Genomic DNA, 21,462 nt, shown 5'->3' with positions numbered 1-21,462 from the left:
TGCCGCTTCACCGGAGCAGTGGAACATTACATCGCTTGTGATATGTACTTAATTAGCCCTACAAACATAAATAATAAATATCCGGCACTCATAAAAAAGAAGGAAAGTCTCCAAACTGCCCGAAATAACCGCTTCCCATCTACTTTTCCTTTTAGTCGATTCTGAGCGCCGCCAATCAGTCCAGTGGATATTAATACAATAAGTAGTATAAGATAAAACCCAAAACCGTTATTAAACAAGTTGTTAAATAATGCAGAGACCGACAATAATAAAAAAAATGTAGTCACGTCCATAGCGAGCATAAAAGTTTTCTTTTTATCTTTTTTCAAGCCTTTTCCAATGAAATAAACAATTAAAAACGGTATTATTGGAATCAAGCTTAAAGTAACGACCGAATTCATCAGCAATCCCATAGCTTCACCTCTCCTCCGAGATCATACCTATATTCCCTCTACTAATTGGCAGATCAAGCGATGTAAAGGAACCAATGTTCCAGTGCGTTCTGCCATTTCTACAAGACTCCCATTGATCCAATGAATTTCTGTGCTCCTTGAAGCTAGAACATCTGCCAGCATGGATGAAGTATTGCCCGCGGTTGTCCTGCACACTTTAAGAATGTTATCCCACGCATCATGATCATAAGTAACTCCGCAGGCATCATATACCATAGTAGCTTCTCTAAAAAGTTCTCTCATTAACTGCAGGCGCTCTTCTGAAGCAAGCAGTTCACCATTTGGAATACGCCAAATCGCTGTGAGCGGATTAATAACGGCATTGATTAGGAGCTTCCGGTAAATCATGGTATCCACTTCATTCGACAAAAAGGCTGAGAATCCTGCCATAATGAGAACTTCTATTAAATAATTCACTTGTAAATCAGTATGTATACTGTGGGCTTGTCCATTCTTTAAGCTCCATTTCCCTACCCATACCTCACCCGCACCTGCATGAATGACTTCAGTTAAAAACTTTCGCTTCGCAGCTTCTGTTGTTACGGCAGCATATAAATTAGCTTTCGGCAGCAATTTACTGAGCATCTCCATATGTCCAATGCCATTTTGAAAACAAATGAGGTGTACCTGTAGTTCCCTAAGAGGGGACAGAAATTCAGGTAAAACATTATGTAGTATGTCCTGTTTAACCGTTACTATGATCCAATCACTGGGCTCACGAAGATAGGCAGCTGCAAATCCCTCTATTGGTGCGGACACAAATCGATCCCCTGAAATCGAAATCGGATCGCGGCCATCCTCATAGCTCACAGTTAAGCCCTCATCTTTTAATTTCCGGCACTGCTCTACCCCTCGACACCACAATCTCACTTCATTCCCGGACTGGGTCAGTCTCCCTGCCAAAAGCAGCCCCAGTGAACCCGCACCGATTATATCGATTTTCATCTGATCCTCCTGTTGATCTCAAACGCAATTTTTCTAAGTATAGCCTTAATATACCAAGAAGAACCACCGTTGTCGTCCTCCATAAATGACAATACAAAACCAATACAAAACCAAAACGCCCGCAAATGGCGCTAATAAAGCGAACCACTTACGGGTGTTTTAGTTTGCCTATCTTTTATTCAATACGTTCTAAATTTCCATTCCCATCCATTTTGAAACGAGTCTTCATTTCTTCTTCTTCTTCGTTTAAGAAAGCTAGCCTACGCGCACGATCCATAATCTGAATTAAAGCTTTGTAATCATCATTGACTACCCGGTAGTCACTTTGAGCAAGATTAACCTCTTTTGACAACCGCTCATTCTCAGATCTTAATTCAGTTAATTCATCTTCCTTCTCGCGCAAATCTCTCTCCAGCATTTTCAGCTGGCGTCCTGCCTCCTGGATTGTACCTTTCCATTGTCTCAGGAAACGTATAACCGCATCAATGGATAATGTGTTTTCACTTAATCCTTCGCCTCGTCCGAACTCCTCATCGGTATCCCCGAGAATCAGACCCGCTACCTGCGCTCCTCTTACTGACGGTTGCTTTTTCAGGTAACTTCTCTTTTGACGTTGGCCTTTAGCGATTCCAATTGCACCTTCATAGCTTTTTCGAACACAGCTGTTCCAGCGGAATCCGCATGCAGCCGACGTTCTGCCGATTTTCTCACCCACTTCTTCAAAAGCAGCAAGTTGTGTGCTGCCCTCCCGAATGTGGCGCAAGGTTACTTCTGCCAGTATTAGATCATCTTCTGCACTCCAAGCATCCTGTCTAACGGCTGTCATCCAACCAAACCTCCTAACAACATCTTGAAATAACCATCTCCATAACCGACAGCTCTGCCGGGTAGTGAATAGGGATAAAAGCTGCTTACTCCATTTCTATGCTTCTCATAGAGTTCATAGAATCTATTTGATACTAAATTGTATTTCCATTATCTGCCCACATCATACGCTTTAAGTAATAAATTCTCTTTTTTCAAGCACTAAACACTTCAGTCAATTATAAAAATCACATTTTTTCAAGATTAGTGTATTTTTTTCAATGAATTCGTTTACACATTTTTACTGAACGGGTATAATAAGTCGAAGGAATATTCGTGAGATACATACTGGAAGGGGGACTCTCTCTTGGACCGCATGTTTCGGGTATTAGGTTTTTTTACATTGGCTATAGGATTGATGGCTTTCGCCGGAGGTCTGACAGAAATGGCCTTGCTTTTCTTTTTGCAAACCGCTTTTTTCGTAATTCTCGGTTATTTGAAATTTACTGAAAAAACTTATGTCCTACTTTTCTGGGCATACATGATTTTGACTTTCACCGGTTTCAGCTATTGGACGATCTTTCAAATGGGTCTTCCACTATAAATTGCAGTACACTCTTGAAGCGGATGAGGTCCTTATTTAATAAGGATCACTTCCGTTTTTTTGTTTATCAGTTAGTATATATATGAGGCCCCACAAATACCTGAGTACGCATTGAAGGATAGCCTCACTTTGTGGGGATTTTTTGTATGTATGCTATTTTAGAAGGGTTAAACATATTATTAGTACATACATATATCCATTCAAGAAGAAACGGTTTTGCCGTCTTTTAGGGACAGTTTCCATTTCTACGAGAAATAGAAGGATGATCTATGGAGTAAAACAGATAAATTATTTTCTTAAATTTCAAAAAAAGGTGGTGGTGTGGTGCGCTCCCGCAATGCCCAAAGCCGCATGATGGCAACCATACTAATTCTCTTCTGCTGTACATTATTTCCGTTACAATCTACGATGTACCTGTCTGCCGATCCTAGCGGTTCTTTTTTCAATTCCTCTATACCAGATAATGAAGAAACCCGTAAACTTCTGGAGCAGACCTTATCTTCCGCAGAAATTGAACGGGAGATCATCAAGATTACAGCCGAACAAAAAGCACTTGAAGAAAAGGTAGATTACCTAGAAGAGCAAGCTATCCAGAAAAAATCCGCCATCGTAAATCAACAAGAGCGTGCAGGTGCGGTCCTTCGTTCTTATTATATGGGGGATAGAGACGGTCTCTTAGCCGCATTTCTATCCGCGAAGAGCATTAGCAGATTCCTGGCACTATTCGATTATTATGAAATAATTATTGGAAATGACCGCAACATTCTCACACAATACGAGGACCAATATAAGGATCTAAAGAAGACCCTCCAGACTGCACAGCGCAGCTCGAAGGATCTTGCACAGCTGCGAACCGCTCTGGAGGAACAGAAAATTCGGGTAGCCGCGCTCAATAAAGAAATTGAAGGTGGGATTAAAGACAGTAGTGATCCTGATAATATGAGCGCTCTGCTTCAAGAATTCACATTATATTGGGAGAATATTGGTTTGCGTGAGGTAAAGACCTACTTCAAAGCATTATCTACCGCAATGAATAAATTACCGCAGTTTGTCCAGAATCGAGAGGGTGTTCTTACTCGTAAGGGGATGACTTATGTTCTGAATCTGAAGGAAGAGGATTTAAACGAATTCCTTCAGTCCCAGAATAAGCTATTTAACGATTTCGCATTTCATTTTAATGACGGAACGATTACTGCTACAGGAAAAAGTGGAGCTTTAGCCCTTTCATTAACCGGCCACTACGTCATACAGGAAGAACCCATCAACGGACTTATATTCCAAGTCGATCATGTTGTATTTAATGGACTCGAATTACCTGACACCACTAGAAGAACACTTGAGGAAGAATTTGATTTAGGCTTTTACCCTGCAAAAATTGTTTCTTTCCTACGTGCCACAGAAGTAGATAGCAAAGAGGGCGTCCTCCAGGTTAAACTATCTATCTCATTCTAAGCCTTCCTTGATGAAATCTTTGTACCCGGCCGCATCAATTTTTCCTGTAAGCAGTAAGGATACTGCTTCAACAATCTTCCTCCAGCCGCCTTGGAATTCGACCTCCGGGGCGGTTTCTTCTGTCAGTAAAAGTTCGACTCCAAAAGGAAGCCTATATTTGAAATCATTTTCCGAACGATATAGGACATCCAGCGCAGGCAAGCTCCCCGTGTTCTCCAGCCAGTCCATCTGAGAAGCTTCAGAGGTGATAAACGTCAGCCAATTCACGGCTTCCTTTGGATTTGGGGATTGAGCTGGAAGTGCAAAGGAACGACTGTAATAGGATTCAAGTCCTCTCCCGTTACTTACGGTCAGCGGCGCTTCAGCAACTAAAGATGAATTCCCATGTTTTTTCCACTCAGAAAGCGGTAGAGCAGCAACAGCAACGCTTCCGCTCTGAATCATATCCCAAACATCTTTGTTATATCGACTGGTAAGGTAAAAATAACTGCGGGCATTTTGAGTCCAATTTATCACTACTTGGTTATCCGATAGCAAGCTGCTGTTCATACTCTCCATAACGGCGGACAATCCATATGGATTACGTGTATCCATCGCGAGTAAATATTTCCCTTGCTCTTTGAGCACATTCTGAAGTAATGTGTTCCACTGTTCCAGACTTCTTGGTAAGGTGGTGAATCCCAGTTCCGCAAGCCGCTGTGGTGAATAAACAAGTACATAAGGGTCGATATCCAGCGGCACTCCCCAATTATATCCGTTCCATTGCATCCAGGGGATTAACTGAGTTAACGGTGCAGTTCCCGGAATGCTCTGATACACATCCACCGGCAATAAATATCCACGTGTAGCCCAGTCGAGAATACTTCGTCCATCCGCCATAACGATATCCGGGCTATCCCCGATGGTTAGATCACGCTTCAAAACTTCGTCTGCATCCTCGCTATCAATATTTCTTAATATTACCTTTACTCCACTTTCTAAAGTATAACGATTGCTTAGAAGCTCCAGTTCACTGAATTCCTCACTATTTAAGGATACTGTTATGCGCAGGCTATCTATAGATCCCTCTTCCCCTGAAGAGGGGTTTGTCGACTGACTTTGTGGTTTTTTCATAGGATGTGGGTCGTTATTGGTACTCAATTCCATACTGGGTGACAAGCTTGTCAGCGATAGTAGTAAAATTGCAAAAAGCAGCCAATAATTTTTGCGTTTCAGCACATTTCCCCACCTTCCCCATGATTACTCACCCCTATTTTACCAAACCCGCCGCTGCTTGTCTTTAGAATGTGAAAACGTTCTCTTACTATTATATAGGTGAAATGATAGAGAAATTTAAAACGTTCATGATTCTCTGAGTGCGAGGGGCGCTCCGTGTGCGGATTATTCTTCCGATCGCTGTTGTCTCCAGATTTATGGATTATATTCCTAAGCGGTATAAATCCGGAGACAAAGGCGAACGCTAGCGCTTCTACAGAACAATTCCTCCACCTCCGCTTTCCGCTCTTCATCTCATAACCATAACCTAATAAATTCCTCCGCCGTTTCTGGGCGGCAGGAAAAAGCCGGGAGGTCTGCTGCTCCCGGCTGAGATTGAAAATAAGTTAGAGAAGATCCGCGGCCAATTGGGCCAGACGGGAACGCTCGCCTTTTTCCAAAGTAATATGTCCGCTAATCCCTTGCTGCTTAAACTTCTCAACAATATAGCTAAGTCCGTTACTCGCAGCATCCAGATACGGATGATCGATTTGCTCCGGATCCCCCATAAGAATGACTTTACTCCCTTCACCCGCTCTGGAGACGATCGTCTTCACTTCATGACGGGAAAGGTTCTGAGCTTCATCAATAATAATGAACTGTGCAGGGATTGAACGGCCACGAATATAAGTTAAGGCTTCTACCTGTATGCTGCCTAAGCCCATTAATATTTTATCGATATCGCCAGCTTTTTTGGTGTCGAACAAGAACTCCAGATTATCATAAATAGGCTGCATCCAAGGTCTGAGCTTCTCATCCTTCTCTCCAGGTAAATATCCAATATCTTTCCCCATTGGAACGACTGGACGGGCAATGAGCAGTTTTTTGTATTTATGCTCATCCTCAACTTTGAATAGTCCAGCAGCAAGTGCCAATAATGTCTTTCCTGTACCTGCCTTGCCTGTAATGGTTACAAGCGGGATTTCATCATTGAGAAGCAGCTCCAATGCCATTCGTTGTTGAGCATTTCGCGCGCTAATCCCCCAAACTGAATCATTGCCCAGATAGAGCGGCTCCAGACGGGTTGCCTCACTATTCACCTTAAGAAGAGCTGATTTGCCCGTGCCTATCTCATCCTTAAGGATCACAAATTCATGAGGGTAGAGCGGGTACGACAGCGCGAGCTGTTTAACCGTTAAAGAACGGTGACTGTAATATTCATCAATCAATGCCGGATGAACCTGCAAAGATTGGTAACCGGTGTAAAGTTCATTTAAATCCCCAGTACGATCTGATAAATAATCCTCTGGTGTAATTCCTAGCACATCCGCTTTTATACGGACCAGCACATCCTTACTCACAAGCACTACGGGACGCGGATCAGGCTTCTCTTTCTCTTCAATTAAATAATTGAGCGCTACAGCCAAAATCCGATTGTCGTTAGACACCTCTCCAAACATTTCCTGTACTTTCACAAAACTGCGATGGTTAAGTTCTACCTTCAGCTTGCCTCCATGCTCCAGCTCCACACCACTATGCAGATGTCCTAGTTCACGAAGTCCATCCAGCAATCGGGAAACCGTGCGGGCATTCCGACCAATTTCGTCAGCGTTGCGCTTTTTGGAGTCGATTTCTTCCAGCACAACTGCTGGAATAACCACCTCATGCTCCTTGAAAGAGAAAATCGAATTGGGGTCGTGCAAAAGCACGTTGGTATCTAGCACAAATATCTTGTTCATATTATCCCCTCCACAGCGCCTGGTTTGATTGATCATACATAACTCTTTCCGCCAAGGGAAAAGATAAGGTACAGAAACGATCTTGGCTGAAAGGAGTAATCACATATGAGAAAATCAATATGTCTGTTGCTGGTACTGCTGCTATTGACAAGCTGCGGTATCGCTAATAAAAAGACATCACCCTCTCCTCAGAATAAACAATCTGCGAATGCTGTAAAGGGTACGGGAAACCATGAGGTCCGGCAATTGGCCAACGATGGTGCAACTAATCCTAAGGCCACCTCAAAAGCTGGTCACACCGTCAGTGTTAAGGGCGAAAGTGAAATTGCACTTAAGGATCATTTTGAACAGTTGGCCAAAAGAGTTCCTGGTGTGAATGGCGCACACTGTGTAGTCATGAACAAAGTAGCCATTGTAGGTCTTGACGTAGAAGGTTCTCTAGACCGATCACGTGTCGGAAGCATTAAATATTCTGTAGCGGAAGCTATCCGCAAAGACCCAAGAAGTGTACGTGCACTTGTCACAGCCGATATGGATCTCTCCAGCCGCTTAGCGGACATGAGCCGCCATATCTCTCAGGGACATCCGATTTCCGGATTCTCATCCGAACTGGCTGATATCATCGGTCGAATCATGCCGCAGCTGCCAGAAGATACTAAACCGATTAAAAATGCACAGTAGAGGTTAAAAAAAAGCCCAGTGATATTCTCACTAGGCTTTTTTCATGGCAGCAAATACTTGTCCGTCCAGCTTCTCAGCGGCACGTCCATCATAAACCTTTGCATATCTTGGGGCGGATTCAAGCTGCGCTCCATAAAAAAGCGCGTTACGCACCGCCATAATTTCAACATCAAAGCAGCACATCTTGAAAGGTACATCCTGAAGTGGATCCTGCTTTACAACGGCACTGCCGTTGATAGCATATACAGTACCCTCACCGAACACAGTGACAGTTACTAACGGATTGACCTTCATGTTATTCACGAGTCTGGAACGATGATCTACAGCCAGACGCACAGTACTAGGACTAACTGCATAAATCCACGAAATGGCCGTGGATGTTGGACCTCCTGATTCCGCATCAACTGTGTTGAGAAGAACAAAAGTTTCCGATTGCAGCATCGATAACAAGGTTTCGTTCAGCTGAGCAACGGCTTCGGACATAAGTACTGGCCCCCTATGCGGCGTAAATTCATTCAATTTATTATATTATAGCACAGGCTGAAACTTGCATTCAATTTTAAGGTGAAGTGTTATTAAGGACTTTAAGGCGCCTCAGTGGATTCTGAAGTGGAACTAGCAGAAACTCCTGCTAATCGATCCTGCAAGCTTTTCTTGGCCGCCTCAAGCTCCTCATCATTAATATATACATACGGACTTCGCCATGTTCCAGTCACGGGTTTGAATTCGATATCATCTTTGGAAATCTTCCAATAAGTCGCAATCATATCTTTAATCTGCGAATTTTCGATATCAGTGTTCATATTACTGTCCACTGCGTCAAGAACCTTGCCTATTTTTAATACTCCACCAAGCGATTGCATCTGATCCACCAGTGAATGTAGGACCTCATTCTGACGTTTGTTCCGATCAAAATCGTCTGAAGCCTTAGTCTTAGGCTTACAATTAGATTTACGATATCGCACATAATCTAGCGCTTTATCTCCATCAAGCTCCGCCGGACCTTTTTTCAGATTGATATTCGTACCATCTACGCTGTCTGTATAACACATATTATCGCTAATGTTGACTTTGACTCCGCCAAGCTCGTCCACCACATCACGGAAGCCTTGAAAATCCAGGATCGTTGTATAATCTACGTCAATATCTAGATATTTCCCCATCATGGTCTTCATCTCATCTTCTGCCAAAATACCAGAGGAATCTTCTTTTCCCTTAAAGCGAGCATAGAATTCGTTAATCTTCGTTTGCTTGTATCCATTGAGCTCAACTAAGGTATCGCGTGGAAGAGAGACAATGGTTGCTGATTTTGTCTTAGGATTAAGCGCTGCAACCATAATAACATCTGTTAATCTAGATGGATGTTTTGGTCTATTATCCGTACCCAGGATAAGCATTGTCAGTGGTTTTTCTGTAGCGGAATGCCCTGGAGCAACCGTTCCTTTACTACCTGCATTAAAGACCCCATTTTCAAGCTTCCAATACAGATAGCCCCCGTAGCCCAATACACCAAGAATCGCAATAATGAGTAAGGTTAACAGGATTCTAACTAATCTGCCAAAAAAGCCTCTCTTTTGCGGTTTTTTCTTTTTTTTCTTAGGAGCACCCTTCACAGGCTGTTTTCTATTATTCGGTTGTTGACCACTTGCTCGTGGAGGTAAACTGCTGTTTCGTGTACTCATAGTAGAATAAAGTCCTCTTCATTTCATTTGGAATTAAAAAAATTGCTACACTTAAATAGACGTTCCATAAGCAGTAAAAGTTTCGATTACTGTCTTTTTGCTGCAGCTGCAGCCTTTCTCTTCTGTCGAGCTTCTACGATATAACGTATCCGTACCATCAGCATTAATCCGACAGCGACCAGCAGACACTGAATGATCGGTAGCTTATCATGTTGAAAAATGAGGAGCATGCCGGAACCGATCGCCATCATTATGTACAGCATAATCTCTTTGCCAATCGATAACTTTTGATTCACACGAAATACCTGATTATACACAAATGTAAGCAATATAAAAATAACAATATAAGCGACGATTGGATGCTCAGCAAACCAGACTTGCATAGATACCGCACTCCTCCCAAATTTAAGATACGTTTACATTATATCATCAGTAAGGGAAGTTTTTGTTATAAAAAAAACCGCCGAAAGTTAAACCTCCGACGGCTCTTTACTATGATAAGCTGATCTTACGCGTTTGCTTGTGCCATTTTACGTTGCTTCTCTACACGTTCGCGTTCGCCTTTGTTCAGAATCTTTTTGCGCAAACGAATGGATTTAGGTGTGATTTCACAATATTCATCATCATTCAAATATTCAAGTGCGCCTTCCAAAGAGAAGGTACGTGGTGTCTTCATTTTTACAGTATCATCCTTACCTGAGGTACGCATGTTGGTAAGTGCTTTTTCTCTACAGATGTTAACGATAATATCGTTATCACGGGTATGCTCGCCTACGATCATACCTTCATAAATTTCTGTACCTGCATCCAAGAAGAGAATACCACGATCCTCAACGCCCACAATTCCATATTGTGTTGTTGATCCAGTCTCACTGGCAACAAGCACACCTTGATGACGTCCGCCAACTTGACCAGCAACCAGTGGAGCGTAGCTGTCAAAAGCATGGTTCATAACGCCGTAACCGCGTGTCAAAGTCAAGAAGTAAGTGTTGTAACCAATCAAACCACGTGCAGGAATCAGGAACTCCAGACGTACTTGACCCGTACCGTTGTTAATCATGTTGACCATTTCGGCTTTGCGAGTGCCCAGACTTTCCATAACAGAGCCCATGCTTTCTTCTGGAATGTCAATCATAAGACGCTCAAGCGGCTCCGATTTAACACCATCGATTTCTTTAATGATTACTTGTGGTTTAGAAACTTGCATTTCATAACCTTCACGACGCATATTCTCGATCAGAATACCAAGGTGAAGCTCACCGCGTCCAGAAACGATAAATGCATCAGGACTATCTGTTTCATCCACACGCAAACTCACATCTGTCTCAAGTTCTTTAAAGAGACGTTCACGAAGCTTACGGGAAGTTACCCATTTACCTTCTTTACCAGCAAAAGGACTGTTATTTACAAGGAAAGTCATTTGCATTGTTGGCTCGTCGATCTTAAGAACAGGCAATGCTTCTGGATTCGCTGGATCAGCAATGGTCTCACCAATGTTAATGTCCTTGATCCCTGCGATAGCAACGATATCCCCTGCGCCCGCTTCTTCTGTTTCAATACGTTTTAAACCTTGGAACCCGAACAATTTCTCAATACGTGCGGTTTTACTCTTACCGTCACGCATAATTACAGTTACAGATTGACCTTGTTTGATCACCCCGCGGTTTACACGGCCAATAGCAATACGACCCAAGTATTCGTTATAATCCATCAACGTTACGAGGAATTGAAGCGGGTCTTCTACACTTTCAGTTGGAGCTGGGATATGCTCAACGATTGTTTCGTAAAGTGAAAGCATTGTCTCATCTTGCTTCTCAGGGACCATGCTTGATGTTCCGTTAAGAGCAGATGCATAAACTACTGGGAATTCCAATTGTTCATCGTTAGCTTCAAGCTCGATGAACAAATCCAGTACTTCATCAATAACTTCCTTCGGACGTGCAGCCGGACGGTCAATCTTGTTCACGACCACGATTGGAGTCAGCTTCTGCTCCAAAGCTTTACGCAATACAAATTTCGTTTGCGGCATGCAGCCTTCATAAGCATCAACAACCAGCAATACACCGTCAACCATTTTCATAATCCGTTCTACTTCGCCACCGAAGTCAGCATGTCCAGGTGTATCCACAATATTGATCAAAAACTCTTTATAAGTAATTGCTGTATTTTTAGCTAGGATTGTAATTCCGCGTTCCCGCTCGATATCGTTAGAGTCCATAGCGCGTTCTTGTACGTGTTCGTGTGCGCTGAAGATCCCCGATTGCTGAAGAAGCTGATCGACGAGTGTTGTTTTGCCATGGTCAACGTGGGCAATGATCGCAATGTTGCGAATATCTTTTCTTGAATGCATGATTTGTATCCAAATCCTCTCATTTATCAAATTAAAACTGTTAAAATTCTTAGCATGTCACGGCAGTCTCACAAAAGAAGCGCCAGGCAGAAAGCCGACGCTTCAACATAACATTAATATTATAGTGAAAGCACTATGAAAAGCAAGTCTTTTTATGAAAAAAACAGTTACCAAATTCCGTTTTTTTTCACAAGATCCAACATTAATTAACTTCGATACCATCTATTTCGGCCACGAGTTCTACCCCGGCCTGTAATCAGCCAAATCCCTGCAGCGATGAATACAATACCAATCAGATAGATTACACCCGTACCCATGAGACTGAAAATACAAAGCGCTATGCTTAGAACGCCTAATATAACAGCAATTGCAGATAATCCCCCTGTCCGTCTTGGAGAATTAATGGAATATTCATACAGACCTACGGCAATGCCAAGCAGAAGCACAGGCCATAAATATTTCATAAGCCCCCATCCCCATATATTGCAAAGACCAAACAGTAAACCATATACCGTTAATATTCCAGCGGGAATCAATACCGTTGCCGAAGCACGGCGGCTAAAAAATAACATATGTAGAACTAATCCTGGAAGTAAAATCACTAACGGCCAAAGGGCACGTCCCAAAAATCCGAAGACGCCCAGCTTACCGAATAAAATCAAGACGCCCGCAGCTACAATGAATATACCTAGTCTCATGTCATTCTTGGAAGACATCCTTCACCCATCCCTTCAAATTCACGTCTACCTCACTACCTTGTCCTCACTTACCCAGAAAACGACAGGTTTCTCATTCATATTATCTGAAATATACACAAAATGCCATCACTGACCTCGCAAAAAAAGGACAATTCCAATTTATGGAGATGTCCTTTTAGTATTGCCTTTTATTGCAATATATTAACCTAATGATGTTGTTCTTCGTTTAACTGCTCCTGTAACAACTACTAATATCCCTAAAGCGATCGGCAGTATGGAATGTGTGGATGGGAGTAAAAAAGAGAGCATTGTCCCTAATTTTGCATCCTGAAGCATCATATCACCTGCTGTAAAGGCTAAAATATAAGCGCCGATAAATACGAGTATCGGAAATCTATGCAGCCACCCCACAATGAGGCCACTTCCCCATACTACAATCGGAATACTGAGCGCAATCCCGATGACAATTAAAGCCAAATCCCCTTTGGCTAGACCGGCAATCGCCAGAACGTTATCAAGACTCATAATAAAATCAGCCACGAGAATCGTTCGGATGGATTTCCAAACGGAGGACGTTTCCGCGACTCTAAGGTCCTCCTCTTCTTCCAGCAGCAGCTTGAACGCAATCCATAGCAGCAAAATTCCTCCTCCAGCCTGGATATAAGGGATTTTCAACAGTAATACCGCGACAAAAGTAAGCAAGCAGCGCAGAACAACGGCTCCCGCAGCTCCCCACCATACCGCAGTCTTCCGGTGCTTCTCCGGAAGGTCCTTACTGGCCATTGCGATGACCATAGCATTATCTCCACTCAGTACAAGATTGATCATCAATATTTCACCAAGGAGCAATAATGATTCCATTCGCTCTTACCTCCCCGAATCACATGTAACTACATGTATGTCCGGAAGTGACAAGCTATGCTTCCTGTCCAACTTTTTTTTGAGGATAAAAGCATGTATGCTCTTTTTTTTGCGTATACAAAACTAAGCATATCTTCGTGCTCATCTTAACAAATTTTAGGGGTGACTGCGCCTTGAATACATCCATATGGGAGTTTGTATTATCACTGCTCAATATTATTTTCCTAGATCTGATTCTGGCGGGAGACAATGCCATAGTCATCGGGCTTGCTGCACGTAATTTACCGAACAGCACTCAAAAAAAAGCAATTGTGCTTGGAACAGCAGGTGCCGTCATATTACGGATTTTCGCAACGGTTCTGGTCGTATGGTTATTAAAAATCCCTTGGTTACTGCTGGCAGGCGGGATTTTACTTATTCTAATAGCCTATAAGCTGTTAACAGATGAGAACCATTCAGCGAATATCAAGGCGGGTCAAAGCTTAGGGGCTGCTGTGGGTACAATCATTCTAGCCGATGCTGCGATGGGACTGGATAATGTCATCGCCATTGCGGGAGTCGCTAAGCACAATATCTCTCTAGTTGTCATAGGACTATTAATCAGCGTTCCAATTGTGGTCTGGGGGAGTACTCTTTTTATTAAATTAATCAACAAATATCCATGGATTATTTATATTGGCTCAGCAGTCCTAGGGTTTACAGCCTCAAGCATGATTACAGATGAGCAGCAGCTATCCCCATTTTTTGAGCAGCATCCACTATTGAGAGCTCTGTTTATATTCGTGATCATTGTTGGCATCTTAATTGGAGGACACTGGAGACGCCAATCAAGCCATAATAATTTAAAAAAGCTGCCTCAACCGTAGATGTTGCTACGAACGAGACAGCCTTTTGTTTATAATATTAGAACCATTCTTCCTGTAATCCAGCCTGAGCACTTACTACATCTCTAGGCTTCTCATCTCCATACGGAGTGATCAGTACAGTCTCCGTGGCTCCGATCGCTGCTTCCAGCAATGCAGCATATCCAGGAAGCGTAGCTTCAATCTTATCTACAATCCGTAAATTCGGGTTCGTTGCAGGTGATTTTGGTACAAATAAAGTGCAGCAATCCTCATAAGGAAGGATAGATAAATCATAGGTACCGATATTCTTAGACAGCTCCACAATATCACTTTTGTCCATCATTACCAGCGGACGCAGTAGAGGAAGTTGTGTAGCACGGCCGATCACGTTCATGCTTGATAGCGTCTGGCTAGCGACCTGCCCAAGACTTTCACCGGTTACGATCGCGAGTGCCCCCTCACGTTCAGCAAGCTGTGTAGTAATTCTCAGCATCGCTCGACGCATCAATGTAATAATCAGATTATCCTGACCAATTCCAGTAAAAGATGTCTGCACCTCTGTAAAGGGTACTAAATGTAGCTTGATGACTCCCGCATATCGTGACAATACCCGAGTAAGATCAACCACCTTTTGCCGGGCAAGCTCACTTGTATAAGGATAACTATAGAAGTGAACGCACTCCACCTCGAGTCCACGACGCATGGATGACCAGCCGGCTACAGGACTATCAATACCTCCGGACAGCAATAACATCGCTTTTCCATTCGTACCTAGCGGAAATCCACCCACACCTGCAATATTTTCGCAGAATATATAAGTATGGCCTTGACGAATTTCGACCTTCAGCTCCAATTGAGGTGACTTTACATCCACAGTAAGTCCGGAATAGCCTTGCAGCAGGGGTGTCGAGACTAGCTTATTCATCTCCATGGAGCCATATGGGAAATCTTTCCATACCCGGCGTGCATTAACTTTAAATGTAGTTCCCGGTGCAGGAGCGATGATCTCCAAAAAATGACGGCCGACAGCCACAATATCCTCGAGCTCTGACTTGGCCACCTTAACCGGACTGACAGAAGCGATTCCGAATACATTCTTCAGCGCTTCTACCAATGGGGTCGCAGGTTCTCCATTCAGCTCCACGTAAATTCTTCCAAACTCTTTGGTTAGAATCACCTTTGGATAAGGCTTAATCATTTCTTTTACATGACGTAGTACCGTTTTCTCAAATCTGGCACGGTTCTTGCCCTTTAATATAAACTCTCCGAAACGCAAAAGCAGCATATCGGCATAATCAATACTATTGGCACTGCCTTTAGCAGATTCCTGATTTATCACACTCATTAGTTACTTCATACCTCCTTCAGCAATCTTTAAAGCTCGTACCGCAGTAATTAGTGCTTTCTCAAGCGCCGCGACATCTTCTTCAGTATGACTATCACCGAAACTGATGCGGATGCCTCCTGAAGCTACAGAGACATCTTTCCCCATAGACAATAGAACACGACTAGGTTCTGCCAGCCGGGAGGAGCAAGCCGATCGGGTAGAAACAGCCATCCCCAGTTCCTCCAGCTTACGGGCGAACACTTCCCCTTTCATGCCAGGATATGAGAAATGCACAATATGAGGGGCTCCATCCTCTCTGCTGTTTATAACAAATTCAGGAACGCTGTGCAAGAAGCGTAACAGTCGATTTCGAAGTGCCAATACTCGGGCATGGAAGGATTCGCGTTGTTCACCACTCATCCGCACTGCTTTGGAAGAGGCAACAATTGCAGGTACATTCTCAGTTCCGGCACGTAGTCCCTCTTCATGAGAACCACCTGAAAGTAAGGGAAACAGTTGAATTCCTTCTTTAATATAGAGAAGCCCCGCTCCGCGAGGACCTCGGATTTTATGAGGAGACAAGCTGTAAAGATCCGCTTTCCATCCTTTAAGGTCAACAGCAAGCTTACCATATCCCTGAACGCCATCCACATGAAATAGAGTTCGTGGATTTACGGATTTAATCAGCCTGCCAATATCCATTAGCGGCTGTACTGTTCCAATTTCATTATTTACATGCATTACACTTACGAGTACGGTATCACGCCGTACTGCAGCAGCCACTCGCTCTGGATCAATCATTCCAGTGCTGTCAGGCGCTACAAAAGTAATCTCCCAGCCATTTCGCTGCAGCTGCAGACAACTTTCATACACAGAGGGATGTTCTATTTCCGTAGTTATCAGATGACGTCCTCTTGACTGATATTGCAAAGCAGCACCTTTAATGGCCAAATTGTTACTCTCCGTAGCCCCAGATGTAAATAGGATCTCCTTTGGTTGTACAGATAACGCAGCCGCGCATACTTCTCGTGAGCGCCTGATCAGCTTTGCCGCCTCATTACCGGCGCGGTGTAAGGAGGAAGGGTTAGCATAATGCAGCTTCATAATTTGTTCCATCGTCTTCACCACGTCTTCATAGGGTGGTGTGGCGGCGGCATAATCCCAGTAAAGCATATATCGATTGTCTCCTTTACTTCTTTAAAGTACAGAATCATTCTTTTTTAAATTTTGAAAAAGGATCAAACGGTGATCCCAAATACCAGCATGTGGTTTAAGGGAACTACCCGTTTGATCCTTTTTATTATACAGCGTATTCCGCGCGAGCGCGTTCTATTTTAGTGAGATAAGACTGCGTCTCTTTTGGGAGCAGTGTAAGTTTCTCCAATAATTCCTGATCATTGCTTACCCCTAGATTAATTACCCTTCCAGGCCCTGCATTATAAGCTGCTAATGCCATCTTTTCCTGTCCGTCAAATCGCTTCAACTGATAAGACAGATAGCGTACACCACCATCAATATTTTGAGCAGGATCGAATGAATCAGAAACCCCTAAACCACGCGCTGTTCCATCCATTAATTGCATTAATCCTTTAGCACCAGCCGAAGAGACAACATTTGGATTAAAGGAAGATTCTGTATCAATCACAGCTTTTATCAAATCGACTGGCACCCCATACTTAGCACTTGCCGTTTGAATCAGATCATCATAGCTTGTTGGTTTAGTATCCGTTATTTCCCCGGAAATTACACTGTCGATGTTTTCAGCTGTTCCGCCGATCTGTTGCCATAACAGGCTACTTACAGAGGATGCATCCGGAAGTGACGTCAAGAAGTTTGTATCCCCGTCATTAGAGGAGTTAGAAGATAAAGCTTGAAGCATAGCTGCAAATTGAGAGGCCGACGCGCCCGATCTTTCCGTTTCATTCGCTGAGCTACTTTTGTCGGTTGCACTCTTTAAGCTTACCCATTTAAGCTGCCCTAACCCATTGGTTACAGCGGGATTAATCTCCATACCGGCGCACTCCTTTGATCCTGTTGAATCATATCTATTGGTCTAACCTTAGATTTCGATGAATTACGGCTTAATATTACATTTTATCCGAGATTATTGCTATATGCTGGAATGAAAAACAGACTTCAGACCCTGATATTTAGGTCTAAAGCCTGTTATAATTCAAACTTACCAGTTCATTTTTAACGAGCAAAGGGTATCATCACAAAGTAACTAAGTGTGGATACAATCCCTAAGCCCATCGCCCATGCCCCAAGCGTTTTTTGCTCCTTGGCATATGCATAATAACCAATCACAACTGAAATGGGCCCAAGAATGATGGACCAGAGAAACAAGGAGGCAATACCCATAGCAAGCCCAGTATAACCCATCGCTTTGCTTCCACTATATTCCTCTTCATTCTCCTTAGTTTCACTCGCCACACGTGGTGTTGTATCCCGGATCGGCATCGAAACCGGATTCACCTCTGCAGCATATTCCTCTTGATGTTCTCTGTCCCGGCGTGGATAGTCTACTCTGCGCGGACGCAAAACAACTTTTCTCGGACCGGATGGTCCATTTGATGAACTTGATTCATGTTCCTTTTCTCTGTCCATTAGGGCGGCCTCCTAGGAGTTCGGCTTAAATGTTAAACAGCATGTTGCAGACGATGTTGCGACTTGATCGTGGTGACCTTCATTCGTCATTTCTTCAGCATATTCTTCTTTAAATCCACTACCTGCGTGCTTGTCGATCTCAATAATGATTTCTTCTGCCCGGCATAAATTATGCTCGCCCCAATAATGACAATTGCTTACACTGCATTTGACTAATGGCTTTACACTCGACATATTTATCACCTCGGCTTCATTATGTCCGCACGATTTACCCCCTATTCGACAGGACAGTTTCCAGTTGATGTAACGATGCCCACGCAAAATATCCCCACAAAGTGGGGGGGTGCTTCGATGCGTACTCAGGTACTTTGTGGGGGCCTCAAATATATAAATTCTAAATACGTCAAAAAAGGATCAGCCCTCGTCATTATAAATTGACGAAGTGCTGATCCTTTACAGGAATTAGTTAACTGTTAAACCTGATTTTGCATACGTTTCTCAGTCAAATAGTCGTTTTCATAATAAGTAAGGTCATCGCGTAGCTCTTCATAGGTCTTGGTAATTTCTAGAATGATATCACGAGCCGGACGAACTGGCTTTTTACGGAAACGGATAGCATCCTGTCCAGTATAAGCATAACGTCCATCTTCAGAATAGCTTTCGTTCTTTGGATAGAAGAAGTTATTCACGCCATAGTGATATACATTATAAAGCGCTTTCTGCGCAAAAGATTCATCGAATGTAGCACGACGCAGCGCAACTCCCAGCTTCTCATAAGACATTTCCGAGAACACTAACAGATGACGAACATCGGACAGAAATCCTTGATAAAATTGTACAGTTTCTTCATCATCTTCTGTTACAAGCTGAGGCAATGCATGCTCGTTCAGAAAAATCTCCATCTTATCAATTACATCTTTAAGTTTGTCTCTCGTCGATTCACATAATTTCTGCACATTGGCTGCTGACATGGCGGTTGCTCCCCCTTATTATTCCCTGCTCTTGTAGTCAATAAAGTTAATCTTATGAAGAAATAGTCTTTAGACATATCTCTTTATTCTTGCAATATCAGGATGCAAACACAGAGAAGTCTAACCTTCTGAAAATTAAAAGAACATCTATCGACGTATCTCCTGCAATATCAGGATGCGAACTCAAGATGCTTATTCTCTCTGATATTATCATAAAAAACGTTTGGAAGGTATCCTTTTCTAAGATGCATAAAACATACGCTCTCTTCTAAACCTATAGCCATTACAATGCGTAGAGGAGCGGAAATCATGTCACGTAAAAATCTAACGGTTGCAGGTTTGGTAACAGCTGCGTTCACAGTTGTATTGTTTACCTTTGCACTACGTCCTGCCACTAATGGGACGACGACCAGAGAAGTCGCTAATGTTGCTGTACCAAATCCTGCTCCAACTTCAGCCCTACATTCAGCACCAAACCCATCACAGGAAAAATCATTAAAGAAAAGCTCCTTATCTCAAGATGTTGATGCGACGGATCATCTGAATAGAGTGGATGTCAGCAGACATTTGACTAAGCTCCTCTCTGAAACGGATGGAATGTCTTCGCTTCATGATAAATCAGTGTATGCGAAACGGTTGCAGCAGAACCACGGATTTATCACTATGCTTATGTGGATTGATTTTCGCAAGCATAAAACGGAAACCTTTAAGTCCTCTTCATTACCTCAAGGAACCGAACAGGAGAATCAGCAGCTGCAAAAATATCTTAAGACGGCGAAATCAGCGATCCATGGTCATCAATCCTATGAATCTCCAACCTTTACAATCGGTAAAGAGAAATATTACTTTATCGCTCAGCGGAACAAAGAAAAAAATATAGGCATCATTGCACTTATTAACCAAAAGGTGCTTGGTCGTGTGGCAGACCATCAGCTGAAGAACCTTCGGCTCATCCCTTATCCAAAGGAAGGGAAGTACCGTGTAGAATCCGTCCATACCGATAATTTAAAAGATATTACCGTTAAGACCGGTCATGATAACGAAAACGCCAGCCATTTTTATGAGAATGAAATTGTCGTCCGTTTCCGCAATAACTCCCCTACGCCGGGGCAACTTCAAACAATAACCGCTGATATCAACGGCAAAAAGCCACGTAAGCTTGGGTATGCCTATATTTTCCGTTCAGAGAAGCTGACTTATTATGAGCTCAAAGACTATTTCACCAATAAATGGCACCCCGAATATACGGAGCCTCACTATATGTATTTAACCAATGACACGATATCTAAAAACGCAGAGGGAACCGTTACTCCAAATGACATGTTATTCTCCACCTATCAATGGAATTTGCCGGCGATCGAAACGGAGCTGGGCTGGAATCTCTCTAAGGGAAGTAAAGAAGTGATCGTGGCCGTAGTGGACACCGGAGTCCAGATCAATCATCCTGATTTGAAGGGGAAGCTTTTGACAGGGTATAACGCGATTACCAATGGTTCCACTCCAGAAGATGATGTAGGACATGGCACACATGTATCTGGAATTATAGGCGCCCTGGTCAATAACGGAGAGGGAGTAGCTGGAATCAGCTGGTATAACAAGATCCTTCCGGTAAAAGCACTTGATAATTCAGGAGCAGGTACCACTTATTCTGTTGCAGAAGGAATCATTTGGGCAGCGGACAACGGTGCGAAAGTCATAAACTTAAGTTTAGGGAACTATGCGGATTCCCAGTTTCTTCATGACGCGATCAAATATGCCTACGACCGAGATATCGTCCTCGTATCTGCTGCTGGCAACGATAATACAGAACGACCAGGATTTCCTGCTGCGTATCCCGAAGTGATTGCAGTAGCTGCAACAAATGCTTCAGGGGAAAAAGCTTCCTTCTCCAACTACGGCGATTATATTGATGTCGCAGCGCCCGGAGAAAGTATAGCAAGCACTTACCCAGATAGCCAGTATGCCGCTTTATCCGGTACATCGATGGCCAGTCCTCATGTCGCTGCGCTAGCGGGTCTGGTGCGTTCACTAAATCCGAATCTGACGAATACGGAAGTTATGGATCTTATGACCAAAAATGCTGTTGATTTAGGTACTCCCGGGCATGACAAATATTTTGGCTGGGGTCAGGTCGATATCTACAAAACCCTGCAAGCCGCTAGCGGCAATCAGGTTCCCCTTCAGCTATGGCCACAGCATGTACAAAAGCAAATGAATCATTTGAAACAAAGATTAAGTAACTCTAAGTAA

General features: G+C 43.2%; 22 protein-coding genes. 5 read left to right on the top strand and 17 right to left on the bottom strand.

The genetic code is table 11. The annotated features are described in order from the left end of the window. Positions 1-26: 26 nt before the first annotated feature. The 3 genes from CA600_RS11805 to CA600_RS11795 form a co-directional block, all read right to left on the bottom strand. Positions 27-413, bottom strand: a complete 387-nt coding sequence (locus tag CA600_RS11805; RefSeq protein WP_094870342.1) for a DUF3397 domain-containing protein — start codon at positions 411-413, stop codon at positions 27-29. Between the two features lie 27 nt (positions 414-440). Further along, positions 441-1,397: a ketopantoate reductase family protein gene (locus CA600_RS11800; protein WP_094870341.1), complete on the bottom strand. Its 957-nt coding sequence runs from the start codon at positions 1,395-1,397 to the stop codon at positions 441-443. A 175-nt stretch (positions 1,398-1,572) separates the two neighbouring features. Then, entirely contained in the window at positions 1,573-2,223 is a 651-nt protein-coding gene (locus CA600_RS11795) for an RsfA family transcriptional regulator (RefSeq protein ID WP_042130271.1), read from the bottom strand. 345 nt (positions 2,224-2,568) lie between these two features. Between CA600_RS11795 and CA600_RS11790 the strand changes: the two genes are divergently transcribed. Continuing rightward, positions 2,569-2,805 carry a DUF2626 family protein gene (locus tag CA600_RS11790; RefSeq protein WP_042130273.1) on the top strand — a complete coding sequence of 79 codons (237 nt, stop codon included), beginning with the start codon at positions 2,569-2,571 and terminating at the stop codon, positions 2,803-2,805. A gap of 324 nt (positions 2,806-3,129) precedes the next feature. Further along, positions 3,130-4,257 (top strand): coiled-coil domain-containing protein, encoded by a 1,128-nt coding sequence (locus tag CA600_RS11785; RefSeq protein ID WP_256989818.1) that lies wholly within the window; start codon positions 3,130-3,132, stop codon positions 4,255-4,257. On the opposite strand, the gene CA600_RS11780 is transcribed toward CA600_RS11785, so the two are convergent. Together CA600_RS11780 and CA600_RS11770 are read right to left on the bottom strand one after the other, a co-directional pair. Next, on the bottom strand, positions 4,249-5,475 hold the full coding sequence (locus CA600_RS11780; protein WP_094870340.1) for an extracellular solute-binding protein: 1,227 nt from the start codon (positions 5,473-5,475) through the stop codon (positions 4,249-4,251). The two genes, CA600_RS11785 and CA600_RS11780, sit on opposite strands and share 9 nt — an antisense overlap. A 383-nt stretch (positions 5,476-5,858) precedes the next feature. Further along, positions 5,859-7,190, bottom strand: coding sequence for a PhoH family protein (locus CA600_RS11770; protein ID WP_094870338.1), 1,332 nt, complete (start codon positions 7,188-7,190; stop codon positions 5,859-5,861). A 105-nt stretch (positions 7,191-7,295) separates the two neighbouring features. Between CA600_RS11770 and CA600_RS11765 the strand changes: the two genes are divergently transcribed. Next, on the top strand, positions 7,296-7,871 hold the full coding sequence (locus CA600_RS11765) for a YhcN/YlaJ family sporulation lipoprotein (RefSeq protein ID WP_094870337.1): 576 nt from the start codon (positions 7,296-7,298) through the stop codon (positions 7,869-7,871). Positions 7,872-7,901: 30 nt separating this feature from the next. Here CA600_RS11765 and CA600_RS11760 read toward each other — a convergent pair whose 3' ends face one another. From CA600_RS11760 to CA600_RS11735, 6 genes are all read right to left on the bottom strand, one after another. Next, on the bottom strand, positions 7,902-8,354 hold the full coding sequence (locus CA600_RS11760; RefSeq protein ID WP_076299659.1) for a pyridoxamine 5'-phosphate oxidase family protein: 453 nt from the start codon (positions 8,352-8,354) through the stop codon (positions 7,902-7,904). Positions 8,355-8,455: 101 nt separating this feature from the next. Beyond that, the gene (locus tag CA600_RS11755; RefSeq protein WP_094870336.1) at positions 8,456-9,553 is read right to left on the bottom strand and encodes an LCP family protein; all 1,098 of its coding nucleotides are present in this window, start codon (positions 9,551-9,553) and stop codon (positions 8,456-8,458) included. 86 nt (positions 9,554-9,639) lie between these two features. Next, positions 9,640-9,936 carry a YlaH-like family protein gene (locus CA600_RS11750; protein ID WP_042190898.1) on the bottom strand — a complete coding sequence of 99 codons (297 nt, stop codon included), beginning with the start codon at positions 9,934-9,936 and terminating at the stop codon, positions 9,640-9,642. A gap of 125 nt (positions 9,937-10,061) precedes the next feature. After that, complete coding sequence (gene typA / locus CA600_RS11745; RefSeq protein ID WP_042190900.1) at positions 10,062-11,903, bottom strand: translational GTPase TypA; 1,842 nt, start codon at positions 11,901-11,903, stop codon at positions 10,062-10,064. Positions 11,904-12,109: 206 nt separating this feature from the next. After that, positions 12,110-12,619 (bottom strand): hypothetical protein, encoded by a 510-nt coding sequence (locus tag CA600_RS11740; protein ID WP_094870335.1) that lies wholly within the window; start codon positions 12,617-12,619, stop codon positions 12,110-12,112. Positions 12,620-12,802: 183 nt separating this feature from the next. Continuing rightward, positions 12,803-13,462, bottom strand: coding sequence for a TerC family protein (locus CA600_RS11735; protein WP_094870334.1), 660 nt, complete (start codon positions 13,460-13,462; stop codon positions 12,803-12,805). A gap of 173 nt (positions 13,463-13,635) precedes the next feature. On the opposite strand from CA600_RS11735, the gene CA600_RS11730 reads away from it, so the two are divergent. After that, on the top strand, positions 13,636-14,328 hold the full coding sequence (locus CA600_RS11730; RefSeq protein ID WP_094870333.1) for a TerC family protein: 693 nt from the start codon (positions 13,636-13,638) through the stop codon (positions 14,326-14,328). 37 nt (positions 14,329-14,365) lie between these two features. Here CA600_RS11730 and thiI read toward each other — a convergent pair whose 3' ends face one another. The 6 genes from thiI to CA600_RS11700 form a co-directional block, all read right to left on the bottom strand. Then, complete coding sequence (gene thiI, locus CA600_RS11725) at positions 14,366-15,652, bottom strand: tRNA uracil 4-sulfurtransferase ThiI (protein ID WP_179281598.1); 1,287 nt, start codon at positions 15,650-15,652, stop codon at positions 14,366-14,368. Positions 15,653-15,655: 3 nt separating this feature from the next. After that, positions 15,656-16,807, bottom strand: a complete 1,152-nt coding sequence (locus tag CA600_RS11720; RefSeq protein WP_094870332.1) for a cysteine desulfurase family protein — start codon at positions 16,805-16,807, stop codon at positions 15,656-15,658. 127 nt (positions 16,808-16,934) lie between these two features. After that, positions 16,935-17,645 (bottom strand): lytic transglycosylase domain-containing protein, encoded by a 711-nt coding sequence (locus tag CA600_RS11715; protein ID WP_094870331.1) that lies wholly within the window; start codon positions 17,643-17,645, stop codon positions 16,935-16,937. 182 nt (positions 17,646-17,827) lie between these two features. Then, positions 17,828-18,241 (bottom strand): DUF5353 domain-containing protein, encoded by a 414-nt coding sequence (locus tag CA600_RS11710; RefSeq protein ID WP_256989817.1) that lies wholly within the window; start codon positions 18,239-18,241, stop codon positions 17,828-17,830. 12 nt (positions 18,242-18,253) lie between these two features. Next, positions 18,254-18,475: a DUF1540 domain-containing protein gene (locus tag CA600_RS11705; protein WP_042190912.1), complete on the bottom strand. Its 222-nt coding sequence runs from the start codon at positions 18,473-18,475 to the stop codon at positions 18,254-18,256. A 239-nt stretch (positions 18,476-18,714) separates the two neighbouring features. Beyond that, positions 18,715-19,212, bottom strand: coding sequence for a YpuI family protein (locus tag CA600_RS11700; RefSeq protein WP_042190914.1), 498 nt, complete (start codon positions 19,210-19,212; stop codon positions 18,715-18,717). A gap of 309 nt (positions 19,213-19,521) precedes the next feature. Between CA600_RS11700 and CA600_RS11695 the strand changes: the two genes are divergently transcribed. Then, entirely contained in the window at positions 19,522-21,462 is a 1,941-nt protein-coding gene (locus CA600_RS11695) for a S8 family peptidase (RefSeq protein WP_094870330.1), read from the top strand.

This window comes from Paenibacillus sp. VTT E-133280 (genome assembly GCF_002264385.1).
Classification (GTDB): domain Bacteria; phylum Bacillota; class Bacilli; order Paenibacillales; family Paenibacillaceae; genus Paenibacillus_AQ; species Paenibacillus_AQ nitricinens.
The sequence above is the reverse complement of the archived record's forward strand: the minus strand, read 5'-3'. Positions and strand labels throughout refer to the sequence as shown.